This is a genomic window from Allobosea sp. P1_B10, assembly GCF_056406735.1.
This window is the reverse complement of record NZ_JBFTZP010000002.1, coordinates 59,817-77,072: the sequence shown is the minus strand read 5'-3', so window position 1 is coordinate 77,072 and position 17,256 is coordinate 59,817. Positions and strand designations below refer to the sequence as shown.

General features: G+C 65.6%; 17 protein-coding genes. 8 read left to right on the top strand and 9 right to left on the bottom strand.

The genetic code is table 11. The features are described from left to right. Positions 1-38 precede the first annotated feature (38 nt). Together AC1D2L_RS05030 and AC1D2L_RS05025 are read right to left on the bottom strand one after the other, a co-directional pair. Entirely contained in the window at positions 39-1,439 is a 1,401-nt protein-coding gene (locus tag AC1D2L_RS05030; protein ID WP_476844745.1) for a class II fructose-bisphosphate aldolase, read from the bottom strand. A 270-nt stretch (positions 1,440-1,709) separates the two neighbouring features. Beyond that, positions 1,710-2,630 carry a PfkB family carbohydrate kinase gene (locus AC1D2L_RS05025; RefSeq protein WP_476844744.1) on the bottom strand — a complete coding sequence of 307 codons (921 nt, stop codon included), beginning with the start codon at positions 2,628-2,630 and terminating at the stop codon, positions 1,710-1,712. Positions 2,631-2,869: 239 nt separating this feature from the next. Between AC1D2L_RS05025 and AC1D2L_RS05020 the strand changes: the two genes are divergently transcribed. Continuing rightward, positions 2,870-3,691 carry a DeoR/GlpR family DNA-binding transcription regulator gene (locus tag AC1D2L_RS05020; RefSeq protein ID WP_476844743.1) on the top strand — a complete coding sequence of 274 codons (822 nt, stop codon included), beginning with the start codon at positions 2,870-2,872 and terminating at the stop codon, positions 3,689-3,691. Between the two features lie 102 nt (positions 3,692-3,793). On the opposite strand, the gene AC1D2L_RS05015 is transcribed toward AC1D2L_RS05020, so the two are convergent. From AC1D2L_RS05015 to AC1D2L_RS04990, 6 genes are all read right to left on the bottom strand, one after another. Continuing rightward, positions 3,794-4,525 (bottom strand): amino acid ABC transporter ATP-binding protein, encoded by a 732-nt coding sequence (locus AC1D2L_RS05015; RefSeq protein ID WP_476844742.1) that lies wholly within the window; start codon positions 4,523-4,525, stop codon positions 3,794-3,796. After that, the gene (locus AC1D2L_RS05010; RefSeq protein WP_476844741.1) at positions 4,506-5,159 is read right to left on the bottom strand and encodes an amino acid ABC transporter permease; all 654 of its coding nucleotides are present in this window, start codon (positions 5,157-5,159) and stop codon (positions 4,506-4,508) included. The genes AC1D2L_RS05015 and AC1D2L_RS05010 overlap by 20 nt, the downstream gene beginning before the upstream one ends. Further along, positions 5,159-5,818 (bottom strand): amino acid ABC transporter permease, encoded by a 660-nt coding sequence (locus AC1D2L_RS05005; RefSeq protein ID WP_476844740.1) that lies wholly within the window; start codon positions 5,816-5,818, stop codon positions 5,159-5,161. The genes AC1D2L_RS05010 and AC1D2L_RS05005 overlap by 1 nt, the downstream gene beginning before the upstream one ends. Positions 5,819-5,939: 121 nt before the next feature. Then, positions 5,940-6,743 carry a transporter substrate-binding domain-containing protein gene (locus tag AC1D2L_RS05000; RefSeq protein ID WP_476844739.1) on the bottom strand — a complete coding sequence of 268 codons (804 nt, stop codon included), beginning with the start codon at positions 6,741-6,743 and terminating at the stop codon, positions 5,940-5,942. A gap of 74 nt (positions 6,744-6,817) precedes the next feature. After that, positions 6,818-7,798, bottom strand: coding sequence for a 2-hydroxyacid dehydrogenase (locus AC1D2L_RS04995; protein ID WP_476844738.1), 981 nt, complete (start codon positions 7,796-7,798; stop codon positions 6,818-6,820). A 2-nt stretch (positions 7,799-7,800) separates the two neighbouring features. Continuing rightward, entirely contained in the window at positions 7,801-8,583 is a 783-nt protein-coding gene (locus tag AC1D2L_RS04990; RefSeq protein ID WP_476844737.1) for a GntR family transcriptional regulator, read from the bottom strand. Between the two features lie 175 nt (positions 8,584-8,758). On the opposite strand from AC1D2L_RS04990, the gene AC1D2L_RS04985 reads away from it, so the two are divergent. Both AC1D2L_RS04985 and AC1D2L_RS04980 read left to right on the top strand, forming a co-directional pair. After that, complete coding sequence (locus AC1D2L_RS04985; protein WP_476844736.1) at positions 8,759-9,958, top strand: mandelate racemase/muconate lactonizing enzyme family protein; 1,200 nt, start codon at positions 8,759-8,761, stop codon at positions 9,956-9,958. A gap of 11 nt (positions 9,959-9,969) precedes the next feature. Further along, entirely contained in the window at positions 9,970-10,737 is a 768-nt protein-coding gene (locus AC1D2L_RS04980; protein WP_476844735.1) for an SDR family oxidoreductase, read from the top strand. Between the two features lie 98 nt (positions 10,738-10,835). Here AC1D2L_RS04980 and AC1D2L_RS04975 read toward each other — a convergent pair whose 3' ends face one another. Further along, positions 10,836-11,381 carry a cupin domain-containing protein gene (locus tag AC1D2L_RS04975; RefSeq protein ID WP_476844734.1) on the bottom strand — a complete coding sequence of 182 codons (546 nt, stop codon included), beginning with the start codon at positions 11,379-11,381 and terminating at the stop codon, positions 10,836-10,838. A gap of 150 nt (positions 11,382-11,531) precedes the next feature. Between AC1D2L_RS04975 and hisD the strand changes: the two genes are divergently transcribed. From hisD to AC1D2L_RS04950, 5 genes are all read left to right on the top strand, one after another. Continuing rightward, complete coding sequence (gene hisD, locus AC1D2L_RS04970) at positions 11,532-12,839, top strand: histidinol dehydrogenase (protein WP_476844733.1); 1,308 nt, start codon at positions 11,532-11,534, stop codon at positions 12,837-12,839. 178 nt (positions 12,840-13,017) lie between these two features. Next, a complete protein-coding gene (locus tag AC1D2L_RS04965; RefSeq protein WP_476845211.1) occupies positions 13,018-14,019 on the top strand; it encodes an ABC transporter substrate-binding protein in 1,002 nt (333 codons plus the stop codon). Between the two features lie 90 nt (positions 14,020-14,109). Further along, positions 14,110-15,183 (top strand): ABC transporter ATP-binding protein, encoded by a 1,074-nt coding sequence (locus AC1D2L_RS04960; protein ID WP_476844732.1) that lies wholly within the window; start codon positions 14,110-14,112, stop codon positions 15,181-15,183. Further along, a complete protein-coding gene (locus AC1D2L_RS04955) occupies positions 15,180-16,352 on the top strand; it encodes an ABC transporter permease (protein ID WP_476844731.1) in 1,173 nt (390 codons plus the stop codon). Before AC1D2L_RS04960 ends, AC1D2L_RS04955 begins: the two co-directional genes overlap by 4 nt. Next, positions 16,349-17,194 carry an ABC transporter permease gene (locus AC1D2L_RS04950; protein ID WP_476844730.1) on the top strand — a complete coding sequence of 282 codons (846 nt, stop codon included), beginning with the start codon at positions 16,349-16,351 and terminating at the stop codon, positions 17,192-17,194. Before AC1D2L_RS04955 ends, AC1D2L_RS04950 begins: the two co-directional genes overlap by 4 nt. The last annotated feature ends 62 nt before the right edge of the window (positions 17,195-17,256 follow it).

Sequence of the window (17,256 nt, the reverse complement as noted above, 5' to 3'; positions counted from 1 at the left end):
CGTCGTTGCGGGCCGGCGTCTTCCGGCAGTCTCTGCAGTCAGTGCGCGAGCAGCTTCGTCACGGCGTCTGGCACGGGTGGCGCGACCTTGGTCAGCGTGGTGTTGTCGCGCACCAGCGCTGTGGTGTTTCCGACATTCATCCAGGTAAACATGTCACGGAACATGTCTTGAAGCGACGCCATCACCTCATCCTGGACCGGCTGCGGGAGCGCCCAGAACGGCTCCTTCATCACCTTCCAGGCCTTCTTGCGGACATTGTAGAGGAACTGCAGGTCGTTCTCGTCCTCGCCCCGCTCATTGGCATGGTGGGTGAACGTATAGTCCCTGATCATGTCGGCGAAGGATTTCGGAAGGCTGGGATGGTCGAAGGTCCGGTTGGTGAAGCCGAGAGCAAGATGGGTCTCGACAGCGCCGGTGCCGGGGAATTTCGCCAGCTGCTCCCCCGGTAGCGTCGAGGCGCCGTGCTGGACCGCCCCGCTCATGGCGAACTCCGTGCGGCAGATATCCGAGATTGTCTTCAGCAGATCGTAATCGACCGCGACGTCCGCGAGTTTCCCGTCGGGCTGCATCTTGCCACCGTGATAGGTGCCCGTGTTGATGCTGATCTTGCTGACTGGAGTGAGGTTCTTGCCGGCAATCTTGTCCTTGTAGACCACCATGAACTCCCGCAGTTCCTCGGGCGTCGTGTTCTCGTGACCGACCTCACCGATCTCGGCGCCGAGCGAGATCGTGACGCCCTCGGGCTCGATGCCGCGTACGAACTCCGTGAAATGCGCTGTCAGTTCGGCATTCAGGCGCTGCTGCTCACGAACATTGGGCAGCGACAGGTCGACCACGGTCGAGGCATCGATATCGAGGCTGTAGAAGCCCGCATCGACCTGCGCGCGCATGATCTCCTCGAGCTTCCTGACCTCGGCCGGCCCGTCCTTGGCATAAGCGGAGGCGTTCACCTGGTCATGGTCTGCCTGCATGAAGACTGGGCCCTGGTAGCCCTCGCGCATGGCGGCCGCCAGCGCGGCGGCTGTGTATTCGGCCGGAGGCTGGGCAGCGTAGATCGACTCGCCGACGGCCTGTTCGAAGATGAACAGGCTCGCATCCATCTCCTTGGCGGCGCGAAAGGCGGCGCGGATGGTGGGGTAGCTCCAGCCGCGCAGGTTCATGGCGGGCACGGTGCACCCCTCCCACGTGCCGGCAGCCCGGGCGAGATAGAGTTCCTGGATCGACGCGGGCACGACCTCGTTGGCGAGCGCCGCCTCGCGGATAGCCCAGATCGCCACTGCACGAGCTTCCGGCTCGCCGAGGCTTGACGTCTCGGCCCAGCGGTCGAGCATGTCGGCCGGCGGCTTCGTGCTTTGGGAAAAGTCCGGGGACGTGCCCGAGAGATCGACATTGATCGCCCTCAGGTCTTTCGCGAGCTCAGCGAGCGAGGAGCAGGCCATAAGTCACACCTTCCCGAGCAGGGGGTTGAACAGACATTTTGGTCAATGCGGAAGATCGCGCGTTCGGCGCCCTTGGCCAGACGAGACGGATGCCCGGTCCGTCCGAAGCGGGTTCGGAGACCGCAGCGCATGCGTCCCTGTCGCCGGCTCGGCACAGAAACAGGTAACCTCCCGAAAAGACGTTTCTTAGTTGTCGACCAATTTCTTTGTTATCGACCACGAGTGATGCATTTTATTTTCGTTATCGCAACATGCGTTTTCGTTTTTCGCTCATCGTTCGCAGGGTACCGACTGTCCCTCCGTCCCGGTCGCAAGCAGAATCTCCACCGCCGCGCGGTCCGGCATGCCCGCCCAGCCACACCCGTTGGCGCCCTTGAGCGCGGCGGCTCCGGAGGCCAGGCGCGCTGCCGCCAGAGGCGCCATACCCTCCGCCAGCCCCTGCGCATAAGCGCCGTGGAAGACGTCGCCGCAGCCGGTGGTGTCCGTCATCGCAACCGGAAATGTGGGGACGCTGGCGAGTTCGCCATCCAGCAGCCACAGGCTGCCATGCGAGCCGAGTGTCACCGCGAACACCTGTCCCGGGCGAGGCTCGCAGCGCCGCAACAGCACGTCCGGCGCCCCCTCCCCGGCAAAATCGCGCAGGCCCTCGCTGGAGAAGACGACGTGGTCGGCCTTGGCGATGAGGCGCGCATTGTCCGTCGCCTGCCCGCCATCGGCGTCGAGCACCGTGACTAGACCCGCCTCCCGAGCCCGGTCGAAGACGATGTCCGCAGCCCCGGGCCAGCGCGTATCGGCAAGAACGATCCCGCCGGGGTCGAGACCGTCCCGCGGCAGAACTCCCGTGCCCATCGGCAGGCTCAGCCGGTCGGAGACGATGCTGCGCTCGCCGCGCTTGTCGACGAGGACGATGGCGCGCAGCGTCCGCCCGGGCAGCGTAGCGACGCCGTCACAGTCGACGCCGTGTTCCCGCATGAGCGAGATCGCAGCCGCACCGGCAGGATCATCGCCCACGCGCCCCCAGTAGGACGCGATGCCACCCAGCCGGCAGATGGCGACGGCTGCCGTGGCAGCCGGCCCGCCGAAGCGTTGGTGATAGTCGAGGACGCCGGTCTTGATCCCCGCAGCCGGCAGGGAATCGACATGAAAGACCTCGTCATGGACGAGGTTGCCGACACAGATGATGCGCTTCATCGGGCGGCAGGCGCCCCGCTGCACATCGCTGCCGCCAACGCCCGAAGGACTTCACTTCGCCTGCCCTGCATCTTTCCGCCCCATGACTGTGTCGCGCCCCGGCTTGTCGCGGGGCTTGGCTGCAGTGCCGCTGCGCCACCGCAGCCGCGATGATGCAGCAAGCTTTCTCTTTCGCAACTCACATTTTCGGAAACGCGCATTGCGTTGGGCATCCGCGCCCCTGTATTCATGCCGCCAGAATGGCCGCACTCAACAAACGCCACAGCGAAATTCTCGATATCTTGTCCCGGCGCGGCTACCTCGCGATCGAGGAGATGGTGGCTGCCTTCAACGTCACGCCACAGACCCTGCGGCGCGATCTACAGGACATGTCGGATCGCGGCCTGCTGCGGCGCCACCATGGCGGGGCGAGCGCCAATCTCAGCACCGCCAATGCCGATTACGACCTGCGCCATGTCGAGACGGCGGCAGAGAAGGCCTCGATCGGCGCCGTGGCGGCCGAGTTGGTCAAGCCCGGAAGCTCGCTGTTCCTGACTCCGGGCACGACGGTGGACGCGCTTGCAAAGGCGATCGCCGAGCGCCGTCCCGGCGGATTGCGCGTGGTGACCAACAGCACCTCGGCCGCGACGATCCTGGAGAACTGCCCCGATATCTCGATCGAGATCACGGGCGGGCGCTGGCTCGGGCTCAATCGCGCGGTCGGCGGGATCGCTGCTGTCGCCAGCATCGAGAACTATCGCTGCGACCTGCTCCTGACCAGCATCGGGGCCATCGCGCCCGATGGCAGCCTGCTCGAATATCGCGACGAGGAGGCGGTAGTCGGCCGCGCCATGCTCCGCAACGCCAGGCGTTCGATCATGCTGGCCGACCACTCGAAATTCGCGCGCGTCGCGACCTCGCGCCTCGCAGATCTCGGCGCGTTCAGTACCTTGATCACGGACAGGAAGCCGGGCCCGGCGACCTCGGCCATGATCGCCAAGGCAGGCTGCGAGCTGATCATCTCGGACGAGACGGGGATCGCACCGCCCGACGGCGCCGATCGCAGACCCCGACGACGCTGAACCGACCGGTCAACCCGGACCAGCGGCCAGTCCGCGCTGATGCGGAATCCCGCACCTGCGGTCGCCCGGGATGAAACCGCCCCCGGACGATCCCCTGCCGATTTAGTGCGCGCCAGCCCTGACGAAGTTCTGGAGCTCCGGCGTCTGCGGGGCCGCGAACAGCTCCCTCGAGGGCCCGCTCTCCCAAATCTTGCCCTGATGCATGAAAACCGTGGTGCTCGCGACATTGCGGGCAAAGTTCATCTCATGGGTCACGAGCAGCATGGTCATGCCGGCCTTGGCGAGCTTTTCCATGACGATCAGGACCTCGCCGGTCAATTCTGGATCGAGCGCGGAGGTGACCTCGTCGAACAGCATCACCTTGGGCTGCATGGCGAGCGAGCGCGCAATGGCGACACGCTGCTGCTGGCCGCCGGAGAGGTTGTCCGGGTAGCTGTCGAACTTCTCGGACAGGCCGACCTGCGCCAGCACATCCTTGGCGAGTTCCAGCGCGCGCGACTGCGGCACGTTCTGCGTGATCCGCGGCGAGAGCATGATGTTCTGCCCCACCGTGAGATGCGGGAACAGGTTGTAGCTCTGGAAGACGATTCCGACGTCCTTGCGCAGCTCGCGCAGCTTCTTGGGGTCCTGCGTCAGGGCATGGCCGGCGACCTCGATCCTGCCGGCATGGAAGCTCTCGAGGCCGTTGATGCAGCGCAGCAGCGTCGACTTGCCCGAGCCCGAGCGGCCGATGATGGCAACGACCTGCCCGGCATCGACGCTGAGCGAGACACCCTTCAGGACTTCGAGCGCGCCGAAGCGCTTATGGACGTCTTCAATGAGAACGGCTGGCATTCATCACCTTTTCGAGATGGCGGCTGAGCCGGGACAGGGGGAAACAGATCGCGAAATAGATGAAGGCGACCAGTGAGAATATCTGGAAGGCCTGATAGGTCGCGTTGTTGACCAGCATGCCCGCGCGCATCAGGTCGACGAAGCCCACGACCTGGACGATCGAGGTGTTCTTCACGAGCTGAACGAGGAAGCCCACCGTTGGCGGCAGCGAGATCCGGATCGCCTGCGGCAGGATGATGTAGCGATATTGCTGGCTGGTGGTCATCGCCAGCGAGGCCGAGGCCTCCCATTGCTGGCGAGGCACGGATTCGATCGACCCACGCCAGATCTCGGCGAGATAGGCCGAGACATAGATCGCCAGCGAAGCCGAGGCCGCGAAGAAGGGCGGCAGCTCGATGCCGACGGCCGAGAGCCCGTAATAGCTCATAAACAGCACCATGAGCACCGGGATCGACTGGATCACCAGGATGTAGCCGGCAGCGAAGCGCCGCAGGAACTTGACGCGCGACAGGCGCATGATCGCGAAGACGCCGCCGATCAGGCCACCGATGACGAACGCGATCGCCGTCAGGGCAAGCGTCCAGCTCGCCGAGCGCAGGATGAAATAGGCCTCAGGCCAACCGAAGGTCTGCATCAGGCGGCCTCCCCATGCGCTTCGGTGAGGCGGGCGAGACCGGAGACCTGCGGGAAGAGCTTTCGGCCAAGCCAGTTCAGGAAGAGTTTGAACGAGAGCGCCAGCACGAGGTAGATCACGGTGACGATGATGTAGGTCTCGAAGCTGCGGAACGTGTCCTGCTCGATGATCGCCGCGGTGCCCGAGAGCTCCTGCACGGACACGAAAGAGCAGATGCTGGAAGCCAGCATCATCAGCACGAACTGGCTCGACAGCGCCGGCCAGACGCGGGCGAAGGCCGGCTGCAGCACGACATATTGCAGCACCTGGCGCTTGCTCATGGCGAGCGCCATACCGGCCTCGATCTGCGATTTGTGAATGGAATCGACGCCGGCGCGGATGATCTCGGTCGCGTAGGCCGCGAGGTTCAGCGTCATCGCCAGGATGGAGGCTTCAAGGCCGTTCAGCCGGATGCCGAGCTGCGGCAGGCCGAAGAAGATCATGAAGAGCTGCACCAGGAACGGCGTGTTGCGCATCAGCTCGACATAGGCGTCGACAAGGTAGCCGGCCCAGCTACCCGCCAGGCTGCGCAACGCAGTCATCAGCGTCGCAAGGACGAGGCCCAGGCCGATCGCGATGAACGAGAGCGCGATCGTCAGCATGACCCCGTTCAGGATCATGGGCCATCTGGATATGACGTCTTGGAAGAGCAACGGCGCGCTCCTTCGGCCTTCGAGGCGAGGATCGCCGGCGCGCTGGATCGCGCGCCGACTCGTCAGCAGGGCTGATCAGGCGGCCTGATCAGAAGGTCGGCAGCGGCGGCAGCGGGCTGCCGACCCACTTCTGGGCGATCGCGTCGAGCTCGCCGCTCTGCTTGACGTAATAGATGAAGTTGTTGAGCCACTGGCGCAGCTCATAGGCGTCCTTGCGCATGGTCATAGAGTTCGGCTGCACGCCGAAGACGAACTTGAGCTCGGTCTCGGTCTCGCCGCGCGCCTTCATGGCTGCGTTGGCCTGGGCGTCCGGACCGGCAATCGCCTCGACCTGGCCGGAGAACAGCGCCTGCATGGTAGTGGCGTCATCCTCGAAGCGCAGGATGGTGAGGTTCAGCTCCTTCTCGCGGCTGGTGAACTCGCGCTCCACACTCGAGCCGCGGTTGACGCCGACCTTCTTGCCCTTGAGGTCATCCCAGGTTTTGATCGCGACGCCCTTCTTGGCGTAAACGCCGGTCTGGAAGGCGCTGTAGGGGATCGAGAACATCACCGCCTTGGCGCGTTCGGGCGTCGGGGCGAGCGTCGCGACGAGGAAGTCGACCTTGTTGGCTTCCAGCGCCGGGATGCGGGCCGGGGGGGTCAGTTGCACCATCTCGACCTTGACGCCGAGATACTTGCCGATCAGCGCGATCACGTCCGCGTCATAACCGATCGCATTGCCCTGCGAATCGACGGAGCCATAGGGCGGAGCGCCGATCAGCACGCCGATCTTGACCGAGCCGCGCTTGATGATGTCGGTCACCGACTGCGCGGAAGCCTGGGTCGCGGCCAGCAGGCCAGCCCCCATCGCCAGAGCCAAGCCGGCGATCTTCAGATGTTTCGAAAAGCTCATTGATGCGTTCCCTGGTTTGCAATTGCTTGATTTTGTGTCCCGGCTTCGGACGGCCGGTTGGTCGGAGTCAGATCCTATCGCGTTCCTTCTCGAACGAGGTTCTGGAGCGAGGAGCCCGCGAAACACCGCTTGATATTGTCGGCCATGGTCTGCTGTCGCCGACGGATGGTTCCGCTGGTCCAGCCCGACATGTGCGGCGTCATTAAAACGTTTGAAAGCTCGTGGAAAGGCAGTTTCGCCGGGAACATACCGATCTGGCCCGGGCCGGGATACTGATACCATGTGTCAATGATCGCGCCACCGATGGCGCCGGCTTTCAGCGCCGCAAACAGCGCTGCCTCGTCGATCGTCGGCCCGCGCCCGACATTGACGATGACGGCATCCGCACGCATGGCCGCGAGCGCCGCAGCATCCACGATCCCCGTCGTTTCTGCCGTCAGAGGCACGGAAACGACGATATAATCGGCGCTACCCCAGAACGCGCCGAGCTGGTCGAGGGTGAAGGCGCGATCCACGAGATCGGAGGTCGCCACTGCGCTGCGGTTGGCGACATGGACGTTCATCTCGAACGCCTTGGCGCGCCGCGCGATCGCCTTGCCGATGTGGCCGAAGCCCAGCAGCCCTATCGTCTTGCCCGCGATCTCACCATGGACGCGATCCGGCGAGCCCGCCCAATAGGCCCAGTCCCCCTCGCGCAGGCGCCGGTCGGCATCCGCCAGCGGAATGTTGCGGGCCAGCAGCGCGCTCATCACATATTCGGCGATCGCCTGCTCATGGCCGAAGCAGTTGCAGACGCTCGTCCCGGGCGGAAGCAGGTCGAGCTTCACGGCGTCGTAGCCCGCTCCGGGAACGTGAAAAAGCTTCAGCCCGGCAGGCATCGGCAGCGTCGCGTCGAACTTGACGCCGATCACGGCCTGCGCCTGCGCATAGGCCTCGCGCTCGGCCTCGCTGTCGAGCACGTCCGGCAGGATCTCGACCTCGGCCTCGGGGCCGACCAGTTCGGCAAAGCCGGCGCTGAAGGAAGCGGCGTTCTCGCCGTGGAAGATGATACGCATGGCTATGACCGTTTTCTTGCCGTGAGCGCGCCGAGCAGGGGCTCGATGCTGCAGTCCAGGAGGGAGGGATCGATACGCGTTTCCATCTCGTCGAACATCGCGTCGACGAAGGTGATCAGCGAGTCCGAGGCCGCGACCGCCCGCTCGGCGTTGCGCGTCGCGACCGCATTCAGCACCGCCAGGTGATGATCGATCGAACTGGCGAGGCTGGGCTGCTCGACCATGTAGCTGTGGTGGATGAAGCCGATGCGCCGGAAGAGCGTGTGCAGCGGCCTCAGCGTGTGCTCGAGGAAGGGCTCGGCCGCAGCCGCCAGCACCATCTGGTCGATGCGCCGGTCGAGCGTGTTGAATTCCGCGAGCGTCAGCCCGTCGCGGCGTTCGCGCAACAGCCGCTCCATGTGCAGCATCTGGTTGCGATGCGAGGGCCCTGCCCGCTCGGCCGCGAGCCGGATCACGAAGCGCTCGATATCCCGCCGCAGATGCAGCAGCACCCGCTCGCGCGCCAGGTCGATCGGCGCGATCTGCAGGCCATGGCGCGGGCGGATGACGATCAGCGTGTCGGCCGCAAGCCGGTTCACGGCGTGATGCACCGGGGTGCGCCCAAAGCCGGTGATGTCCTGGAGGTCCTGCATGGCGAGGAAACGGCCCGGCGCCAGTTCGCAGGTCACCAGCAGCTCTTCGATGCGCTGATAGGCGAGATCGAACAGGTTGACGCGATTGCGTCGCTGGGGAGCGCCAGCGGCATCTGCCTCGATCAGCGTGGGCCGGCTCGCGCGCTTGGCCATTCCTGCAATTCCCTCCGGGCGGAACTCGTTCGAGCGGTCCCACTTTAGGCGTCACCATAAACATGTTGTGATATTTTACAAGCGCATCTATGGTCCCCGCCAGAGACCGCAACCGCTGAAGGCGCTCCCAGGGGCTCGAACCCGGCGAAGGCGCCGCCGCCATGGGAGGCCGACCTTGAAAATCACCAAAATCGAAACGCTGCGGACCGAAGAGTTCGCCAACGTTCTTTGGGTGCGCGTTCACACCGACGCCGGCATCATCGGCCTCGGCGAGACCTTCTATGGCGCAGGCGCAGTCGAAGCCCATCTGCACGATACGCTGGCGATGCGCCTGCTCGGCAAGAACCCGCTGCATATCGAGGCGCTGCATCGCGAGATGACCAACCTGCCGATGGCGCAGGCCTCGACTGGCGTCGAGTCGCGCGCGACTTCGGCCGTCGACATCGCGCTCTGGGACATTTTCGGCAAGGTTTGCGGGCAACCGGTGCACCAGATGCTGGGTGGCCTGTGCCGCGACAAGCAGCGCATCTACAACACCTGCGCCGGCTACAACTATGTCCGCTCGCAGAACATCAAACCGGTCTCGACCTGGAACCTGGGCGCGACGGAAGGCCCCTATGAAGACCTCGGCGGCTTCATGAACCGGGCCGACGCAGTCGCCGAGAGCCTGCTCGAAAGCGGCATCACGGCGATGAAGATCTGGCCGTTCGACCCTGCCGCGATCGAGAACCAGGGGCTGCACATCACGCCCGCGCAGATGCGCAAGGCCTGCGAGCCCTTCGAGAAGATCCGCAAGGCCGTGGGCGACAAGATGGAGATCATGGTCGAGTTCCATTCGCTCTGGAACCTGCCGACGGCGATCAAGATCGCCCGCGAACTCGAGCAGTACAGCCCGACCTGGTACGAGGATCCTATCCGGATGAACTCGCCGCAGGCTCTGGCGGAGTTCGCCCGCTCGACCACCGTCTCGACCTGCGCCAGCGAGACGCTGGGCTCGCGCTTCCCCTACAAGGAGATGCTCGACCGCGATGCCATGCACATCGTCATGGTCGACCTGTGCTGGACCGGCGGCCTCACCGAAGGCCGTAAGATCGCGGCGATGGCGGACACCTATCACCGCCCCTTCGCGCCGCATGACTGCATCGGACCGGTCGGCTTCATCGCCGCCATCCATGCCTCCTTCAGCCAGCCGAATACGCTGATCCAGGAATCGGTGCGCGCCTTCTACACCGGCTGGTACAACGAGCTCATCACCACCATGCCGGTGTTCAAGGACGGTTACGTCTTCCCGATGGAGGGCCCCGGCCTCGGCGTCGAGCTGCTGCCCGCCGTCTTCGAGCGCCCGGACCTGACCGTCCGCAGCTCCAGCCTGTGAAAGTCCAAGCGATGAGCAATCCCCTCTTCGATCTCACCGGCAAGACCGCGCTGGTCACCGGCTCCTCGCGTGGTCTCGGCCGCGCTATGGCCGAGGGCCTGTCGGATGCCGGCGCGCGCATCCTGGTCAATGGCACGGACCCGGTCAGGGTCGCCGAGACCGTCTCGCAGTTCCATGAGCAGGGCCGCGCCGCCGAGCCCGCCGCCTTCGACGTCACCAGCGAGGCCGACATCCTGCGCGCCTTCTCGCTCTTCGACGACGCCGGCATCGCGGTCGATATCCTGGTCAACAATGCCGGCATCCAGTTCCGCAAGCCGATGGTCGAACTCGAGACCGCAGACTGGCAGCGCGTCATCAACACCAACCTGACCTCGGCTTTCATGATCGGTCGCGAGGCGGCCAAGCGCATGATCGCGCGCGGCCACGGAAAGGTCATCAATATCGGCTCGCTGACCAGTGAGCTCGCACGCGCCACGGTCGCGCCCTATACGGTCGCCAAGGGCGGCATCAAGATGCTGACCCGCGCCATGGCTGCGGAATGGGCCGAGCACGGTATCCAGGCCAATGCGATCGGGCCGGGCTACATGATCACCGACATGAACCAGGCGCTGATCGAGAACCCGACATTTGACGCCTGGGTCAAGGGCCGCACGCCCGCCAGGCGCTGGGGCAAGCCCCAGGAACTGGTCGGCGCAGCGGTCTTCCTGGCATCGGCAGCCTCGGACTACGTCAACGGCCAGATCATCTACGTCGACGGGGGCATGTCCTCGGTGCTGTGACGCCCCGCAACCACTGACACGCGTCATCCCGGCCGCCCCGAAAGGGTGTCCCGGGATGATGGCGCGATCGCGCGGCGCACCGCTCGAAATCCCGTTCCTCAATAAGTCGGCGGCGTGATCGCGCTGACGATCTGGCTCGTGCCCTCGGCCGCGTTCCTGAAGCGATGCGGCTCGCGGCTGTCGAAATAATAACCATCGCCTGGCCCAAGAACAGCCGTCTGCCCGGCGACCGTGATCTCGACTGCGCCGCTCAGGACCAGCCCGCCCTCCTGCGCCGAATGCGAAAAGGCCTCGCCGGTATCGGCCCCGGGCGCATAGGTTTCATGGAGCATCAGCATCGAGCGGCTCGGGAAACCCATGCCGATCACCCTGTACGAGATCGCATCGCTGCGGCCGATCTCGGTCAGTTCGTCCGCCCGGCAGAAGGGGCTGCGCGGCGCATTCGTCTGAAGATCGAGGAAAAACCCCGGCAATGTCGTACCCAGCGCGTCGAGCACTGCATGCAGCGTGTCGAGCGACGGGCTGATCAGGTCGCGCTCGATCAGCGAGATCGAGGAATGCGAGATCCCCGAGCGAAGCGCCACGGCCCGCACGCTCAGCTTGCGCCTCATGCGCAACTCGCGCAGCCTGTCGCCGATCTTCATGGCATCCCCTCGCGTTGTTCCCCGCCGAAAGCGGCGTGCCTGACGCTACGCGCCTTGGTGAATATCCTCAACACGCCCGCCGCACGCTATTGCGTGCAGCGCCGGAAGAGCCGTCAATGCCAGGGCTATCCACGACCCCAGGCGGACCCCATGGCGAAACTCGACCCGCAGCTCGCAAGCCAGCTGACCCATATCAAGCAGCCCGGGCGCAGCGCATGGGGCGACAATGCCCCGGTCGAGGCGACTGTGAAGCAGATCCTGGACGACGTCCGCCAGACCGGCGATGCCGCACTGCGCGATTACTCCCGCCGCTTCGACAAGGTCGAGGTCGAGACTTTCGAGGTCAGCGCCGCCGAGCGCGACGCCGCCGTCGCGGCACTCGATCCGCAGACCCGCGCCGACACCGAATTTGCGATCGAGCGCGTGCGCTCCTTTGCCCAGGCCCAGCGCGAGACAATCCTGCCGCTCGAGGTCGAGCCCCTGCCCGGCCTGCATCTCGGACACCGCATCATCCCGATCGCCCGCATCGGCGCCTATGTCCCCGGCGGGCGCTACCCCCTGCTGTCTGCGCCGATCATGACGATCGTGCCGGCAAAGGTCGCCGGCTGCGACGAGGTCATAGCCTGCCTGCCTCCGGGCGCTCATCAGGCGATGATCGCTGGCTGCCACCTCGCCGGAGCTGGCCGCATCTTTCGCATCGGCGGCGCTCAGGCGATCGCGGCCATGGCCTTCGGCACGGAGAGCATCCCGGCAGTCGACAAGATCGTCGGTCCCGGCAATGCCTATGTTAACGAGGCCAAGCGCCAGGTCTTCGGGCTGGTCGGCATCGACCAGCTCGCCGGCCCCAGCGAGATCTTCGTCGTCGCCGACGAGACCGGCGATGCCGTCACCATCGCGGTCGACCTTCTCGCCCAGGCCGAGCATGACGTGCGCACCCGCGTCGGCCTGATCACGACCGATCGCGCGCTGGCGGAGGCGACGCTGTCCGAGGTCGAGCGCCAGCTCGGCAACCTCTCGACCGCCGGCGTCGCGGCAGAGGCCTGGCGCGATTACGGCGAGATCGTCGTCTGCGCCGACGAGGCTGCAATGCTGGCCTATTCGGACCACATCGCCGCCGAGCATCTCGAGGTGCACACGCGCGATGCCCAGGCGACCGCGAGGAAACTGCGCAATTACGGCTCGATCTTCATCGGCGTCGCCGCCAGCGTGGTCTATTCCGACAAGTGCTGCGGCACCAACCACACGCTGCCGACCATGGCGGCCGGGCGCTACACCGGCGGCCTATGGGTCGGTTCCTACCTGAAAACCTGCACCCATCAGTGGCTCGACGAACGCGGCGTCGCGGCGGTTGCGCCGCCGGCCATGCGCCAGAGCGCCAGCGAGGGCCTGGAGGGCCACCGCCGGGCGGCGGCGTTGCGCCTGGCCCCGGCACAATTGCTGCAGGAGATCGGTGCCTGATTTTTCGACATGATCCACGCGGGGCCACTAGCGCGAAAACGCGATCAGGGCTCCAATGGTCGGCAAGGACTGGTTTGGCATTCGCGAGGGGCGAATTCCGAGGCGGCAAACAAAACGGGAGACGATCATGGCAAGCTTCAAGCATGTGATAGGCAGCGCCGGACTTGCGGCGGGGTTGATGCTCTCAGCCTTTGGGGCAGCCTCCGCGCGCGACCTCACCGTCGTATCCTGGGGCGGCAACTACCAAGACGCGCAGCGCAAAATTTACTTCAAGCCCTTCGCCGACAAGACCGGGAAACCTGTCCTTGACGAGTCCTGGGATGGCGGCGTCGGCGTGGTTCAGGCCAAGGTCAAGGCGGGCGTGCCCAATTGGGACGCGGTGCAGGTCGAGGCCGACGAACTCGCGATCGGCTGCGCCGACGGCATCTACGAGAAGATCGACTGGGCCAAGCTCGGCGGCAAGGACAAGTTCCTCGAAAGCGCCGTCAATGACTGCGGCGTCGGCGCCATCGTCTGGTCGACCATGCTCTCCTACGATTCCGACAAGCTGAAGACCGCCCCCACCTCCTGGGCCGATTTCTGGGACACCAAGAAATTCCCCGGCAAGCGCGCGCTGCGCCGCGGCCCGAAATACGCGCTCGAATTCGCGCTGATGGCCGATGGCGTCGCCGCCAAGGACGTCTACGCGACCCTGCGCGGCGCGGGTGGCGTCGATCGCGCCTTCAAGAAGCTCGACGAGATCAAGGGCGACATGATCTGGTGGGAATCCGGCGCGCAGCCGCTGCAACTCCTGAAGTCCGGGCAGGTCGTGATGACCTCGGCCTATAACGGCCGCATCAGCGGCATCAACAAGACCGAGGGCACCAAGTTCAAGACCGTCTGGCCCGGCAGCATCTATGCCGTCGACAGCTGGGTTATCCTGAAGGGCAGCCCGAACAAGGACGCCGCGATGGACTTCATCGCCTTCGCCAGCCTGCCCGAAAACCAGTCCAAGCTGCCGCAGGACATCGCCTATGGCCTGCCCAACAAGGCAGCCGCAGCCGCTGTGCCGGCCGATCTCGCGGCAGACCTGCCGACCTCGCCCGCCAACCTCTCGGGCGCGATCTCGATCGACATCGACTTCTGGAACGACAACATCGAGGACCTGACGAAGCGCTTCAACGCCTGGCTCGGCAAGTAGCTAGGGCCGCAAGGCTTGGCTCAACCGAGACGCATGGTCACAATGGCTGGCGCCTAACTCGCGCCGGCCATTCAGTTGAAGGACTTCCATTTGCCCGCTTCGGCAGCGTTCATCCGCTTTGAAAACGTCAGCAAGGCATTCGGCGCGGCCAAGGTCGTCGACGCACTCGACCTGAATGTCGGGCAAGGCGAGTTCGTCAGCCTGCTTGGCCCCTCGGGGTCGGGCAAAACCACCCTGTTGATGATGCTGGCCGGCTTCGAGGCACCCACCGGCGGCGCGATCCATGTCGACGGCAAGCGCGTCGAGCGCCTGCCGCCCTACAAGCGCGACATGGGCGTAGTCTTCCAGAACTACGCGCTGTTTCCGCATATGACGGTCGCCGAGAACATCGCCTTTCCGCTCAGGATGCGCGGCGTCGGCAGGGCCGAGCGTGAGGCACGGGTTTTGCGCGCGCTCGATCTCGTCCAGCTCGGCCATCTCCGGGATCGCAAGCCGATCCAGCTCTCGGGCGGCCAGCAGCAGCGCATCGCGCTCTCGCGTTCGATTGTCTACGAGCCGAAGGTCGTGCTGATGGACGAGCCGCTGAGCGCGCTCGACAAGCAGTTGCGCGAGCATATGCAGCTCGAGATTCGCGAACTGCATCGCAAGCTCGGCCTGACCGTGATCTTCGTCACCCACGACCAGGGCGAGGCCCTGACCATGTCGGACCGCGTCGCGGTACTCAATCGCGGAAAGATCGAGCAACTCGATACGCCGTCGGGTCTCTATGATCGCCCGCGCACCCGCTTCGTCGCCGAGTTCATCGGCGAGACCAATCTGCTCGAAGGCACGGTTTCGGCCTCGTCCGGCGGCCTCGCCTCGGTCGCGCTCGCCAGCGGGGGCTCCGTCGACTGCAACGCGCCCGAGGGATTTGCGGTGGGCTCCCCGGCGCTGGTCTCGATCCGGCCGGAAATGCTGCATCTCGGCAATGACCCTGCAGCCTCGAACGCGCTGCCCGTCACGGTCGAGGACGACGTCTACCATGGCGACCATGTCCGCGTGCACCTCACATGGCAGGGCAAGCGGCTCGTCGCCAAGGCCGGTCGCCGCGACGTCGTACTGTCGGTCGGAACCCAGGCGTTCGTGAGTTTCAACAGGGACGATTGCACGCTGGTGGCGCCATGAGGTCCGGCCGCCTGAAAGCATCGCTGCTGGTGCTGCCGCTGATCGTCTTCCTCGGCCTGTTCTTCGTCTGGCCACTCTGGACGATGATCGCGACCTCCGTGCAGGGCGGCACGGTGCGCCTCGCCTTCCCGAATACGGCGGTGGCGATCGCGCAATGGAACGGCGACGGCCTGCCCTCGCCCGAGGTTCAGGATGCCCTCGTCAAGGACCTGCGCAGCGAGGTCGTGCAGGAGGTGTTTGGCGACGCCGTGCGCAGCCTCAACAGCCAGCAGGCTGGCTTCCGCACGTTGCTCCCGCGCACGGTCACGGCGCTGCGCAATGCCGGTCCCGATGCCACCCCGAAGCTCGAGAGCATCGATCCCCGCTGGAGCCAGACCGCCTTCTGGCTCGCGCTCAAGCGAGGCATGCCGGCCTATACCGACGCCAACCTGCTCGCCGCGGTCGACCTCAAGCGCGGTGATGGCGGGGCGATCGAGCATGTCGCTCCCGACATGGCGGTCAACCGCGCGATCATGCTGCGGACATTCGTCATTGCCGCACAGGTGACGCTGGCCTGCGCCGCGATCGGCCTCCCCTTTGCCATGCTGGCTGCAAGCCTCACCGGCTGGAAGCGCAATCTCCTGCTGCTGGCGGTGCTGCTGCCGCTCTGGACCTCGCTGCTGGTGCGCACCGCCGCCTGGATGATCCTCCTGCAGGACCAGGGGCTGATCAACCAGATCCTGAAGGCGCTGGGCCTGATCGATGCCTCGCTGCCGCTGATCTACAATCGCACCGGCGTGCTGATCTCCATGACGCATGTGTTGCTGCCCTTCATGGTGCTGCCGATCTATGCCAGCCTGGTCGCAATCCCGCGCAACCTCATGCCGGCCGCCGCCGCGCTAGGCGCCAGGCCGCTCCAGGCCTTCCGCCATGTCCTGCTCCCCCTGGCGATGCCCGGCCTGCTCTCGGGCTCGCTGCTCGTCTTCATGGTGGCGCTCGGCTACTACATCACCCCCGCGCTGACCGGCGGCGCCGGCGACCAGATGATCTCCTCCGTCATCGCCTTCTATGCGACGGGCACCGCCAACTGGGGCATGGCTGGCGCGCTCGGGCTGTTTCTGCTGGTGCCGACGACCGTGCTCTACATCGTCTATGGCCGGCTCTCACGCACGCCTCTGGGGCAGGCATGAGCGCGGCCTCGCCAAACCTCGCAGCCACGCCCGGCGCGCTGGCCTTCGGCGCGGCGAGGCTGGCCTTCGCGGCACTCGTCGTGGCCTTCCTGCTGCTGCCGCTGGTCGCGATCCTGCCGCTCGCCTTCACCGACAGCGTCTTCCTGACCTACCCGATCAGCGGCCCCTCGCTGCGGTGGTTCAATACGCTGGCGACGAGCGATGCCTGGAAGCGCTCGATCGTCAACTCGCTGATCATCGGCTCGGGAGCCACGCTCCTCTCCACCGTGGTCGGGACGCTGGCCGCGCTCGGCTTGAGAAGGGAGCTCGTGCCGTTCTCCGGCCTGCTGCGCTCGATCTTCCTGCTGCCGATGGTGGTGCCGGCTGTCGTGCTCGGCGTCGGCATGCAGATCCTCTATGCCCGCATGGGTCTGGCGAGCAGCTATCCCGGCGTGATCATCGCCCATGCCGTGCTCTGCGTGCCCTTCGTCCTGGTCAATGTCTCGGGCTCGCTCGCTAGCATCGACCCCGCGCTGGAAAAGGCCGCCGCCAGCCTGGGCGCAGCACCGACTGCGGTCTTTCGCAATGTCACGCTGCCGCTGGCGATGCCGGGCATCCTCACCGGCGCGGTCTTTGCCTTCGCGACCTCGCTCGACGAGGTCGTGATCACGCTCTTCGTCGCAGGCCCCAACCAGACCACCATGGCGCGCCAGATGTTCGCCTCGCTGCGGGAGAACATCAGCCCGGCGATCGCGGCGGCAGCCTTCGTCATCATCGTCCTGACCTTCGCGCTGGTGCTTGCGGTCAAGGGCGCGGGGCTCATCGGCGCCCTGCGGCGCAAGCGCCAGGCAGGCGACGCCTGAGCGCAGGATCGCGCGCCGGGCCGCAGGCGATATCGCCTCACCTATCCCCTCAAAAAAGACGG

What these genes read in the sequence shown, in the direction of transcription:
- AC1D2L_RS05030 (WP_476844745.1), bottom strand. Translation starts at nt 1,439, where the DNA reads ATGGCCTGCTCCTCGCTCGCTGAGCTCGCGAAAGACCTGAGGGCGATC.
- AC1D2L_RS05025 (WP_476844744.1), bottom strand. Translation starts at nt 2,630, where the DNA reads ATGAAGCGCATCATCTGTGTCGGCAACCTCGTCCATGACGAGGTCTTT.
- AC1D2L_RS05020 (WP_476844743.1), top strand. Translation starts at nt 2,870, where the DNA reads ATGGCCGCACTCAACAAACGCCACAGCGAAATTCTCGATATCTTGTCC.
- AC1D2L_RS05015 (WP_476844742.1), bottom strand. Translation starts at nt 4,525, where the DNA reads ATGCCAGCCGTTCTCATTGAAGACGTCCATAAGCGCTTCGGCGCGCTC.
- AC1D2L_RS05010 (WP_476844741.1), bottom strand. Translation starts at nt 5,159, where the DNA reads ATGCAGACCTTCGGTTGGCCTGAGGCCTATTTCATCCTGCGCTCGGCG.
- AC1D2L_RS05005 (WP_476844740.1), bottom strand. Translation starts at nt 5,818, where the DNA reads ATGATCCTGAACGGGGTCATGCTGACGATCGCGCTCTCGTTCATCGCG.
- AC1D2L_RS05000 (WP_476844739.1), bottom strand. Translation starts at nt 6,743, where the DNA reads ATGAGCTTTTCGAAACATCTGAAGATCGCCGGCTTGGCTCTGGCGATG.
- AC1D2L_RS04995 (WP_476844738.1), bottom strand. Translation starts at nt 7,798, where the DNA reads ATGCGTATCATCTTCCACGGCGAGAACGCCGCTTCCTTCAGCGCCGGC.
- AC1D2L_RS04990 (WP_476844737.1), bottom strand. Translation starts at nt 8,583, where the DNA reads ATGGCCAAGCGCGCGAGCCGGCCCACGCTGATCGAGGCAGATGCCGCT.
- AC1D2L_RS04980 (WP_476844735.1), top strand. Translation starts at nt 9,970, where the DNA reads ATGAGCAATCCCCTCTTCGATCTCACCGGCAAGACCGCGCTGGTCACC.
- AC1D2L_RS04975 (WP_476844734.1), bottom strand. Translation starts at nt 11,381, where the DNA reads ATGAAGATCGGCGACAGGCTGCGCGAGTTGCGCATGAGGCGCAAGCTG.
- hisD (WP_476844733.1), top strand. Translation starts at nt 11,532, where the DNA reads ATGGCGAAACTCGACCCGCAGCTCGCAAGCCAGCTGACCCATATCAAG.
- AC1D2L_RS04965 (WP_476845211.1), top strand. Translation starts at nt 13,018, where the DNA reads ATGCTCTCAGCCTTTGGGGCAGCCTCCGCGCGCGACCTCACCGTCGTA.
- AC1D2L_RS04955 (WP_476844731.1), top strand. Translation starts at nt 15,180, where the DNA reads ATGAGGTCCGGCCGCCTGAAAGCATCGCTGCTGGTGCTGCCGCTGATC.
- AC1D2L_RS04950 (WP_476844730.1), top strand. Translation starts at nt 16,349, where the DNA reads ATGAGCGCGGCCTCGCCAAACCTCGCAGCCACGCCCGGCGCGCTGGCC.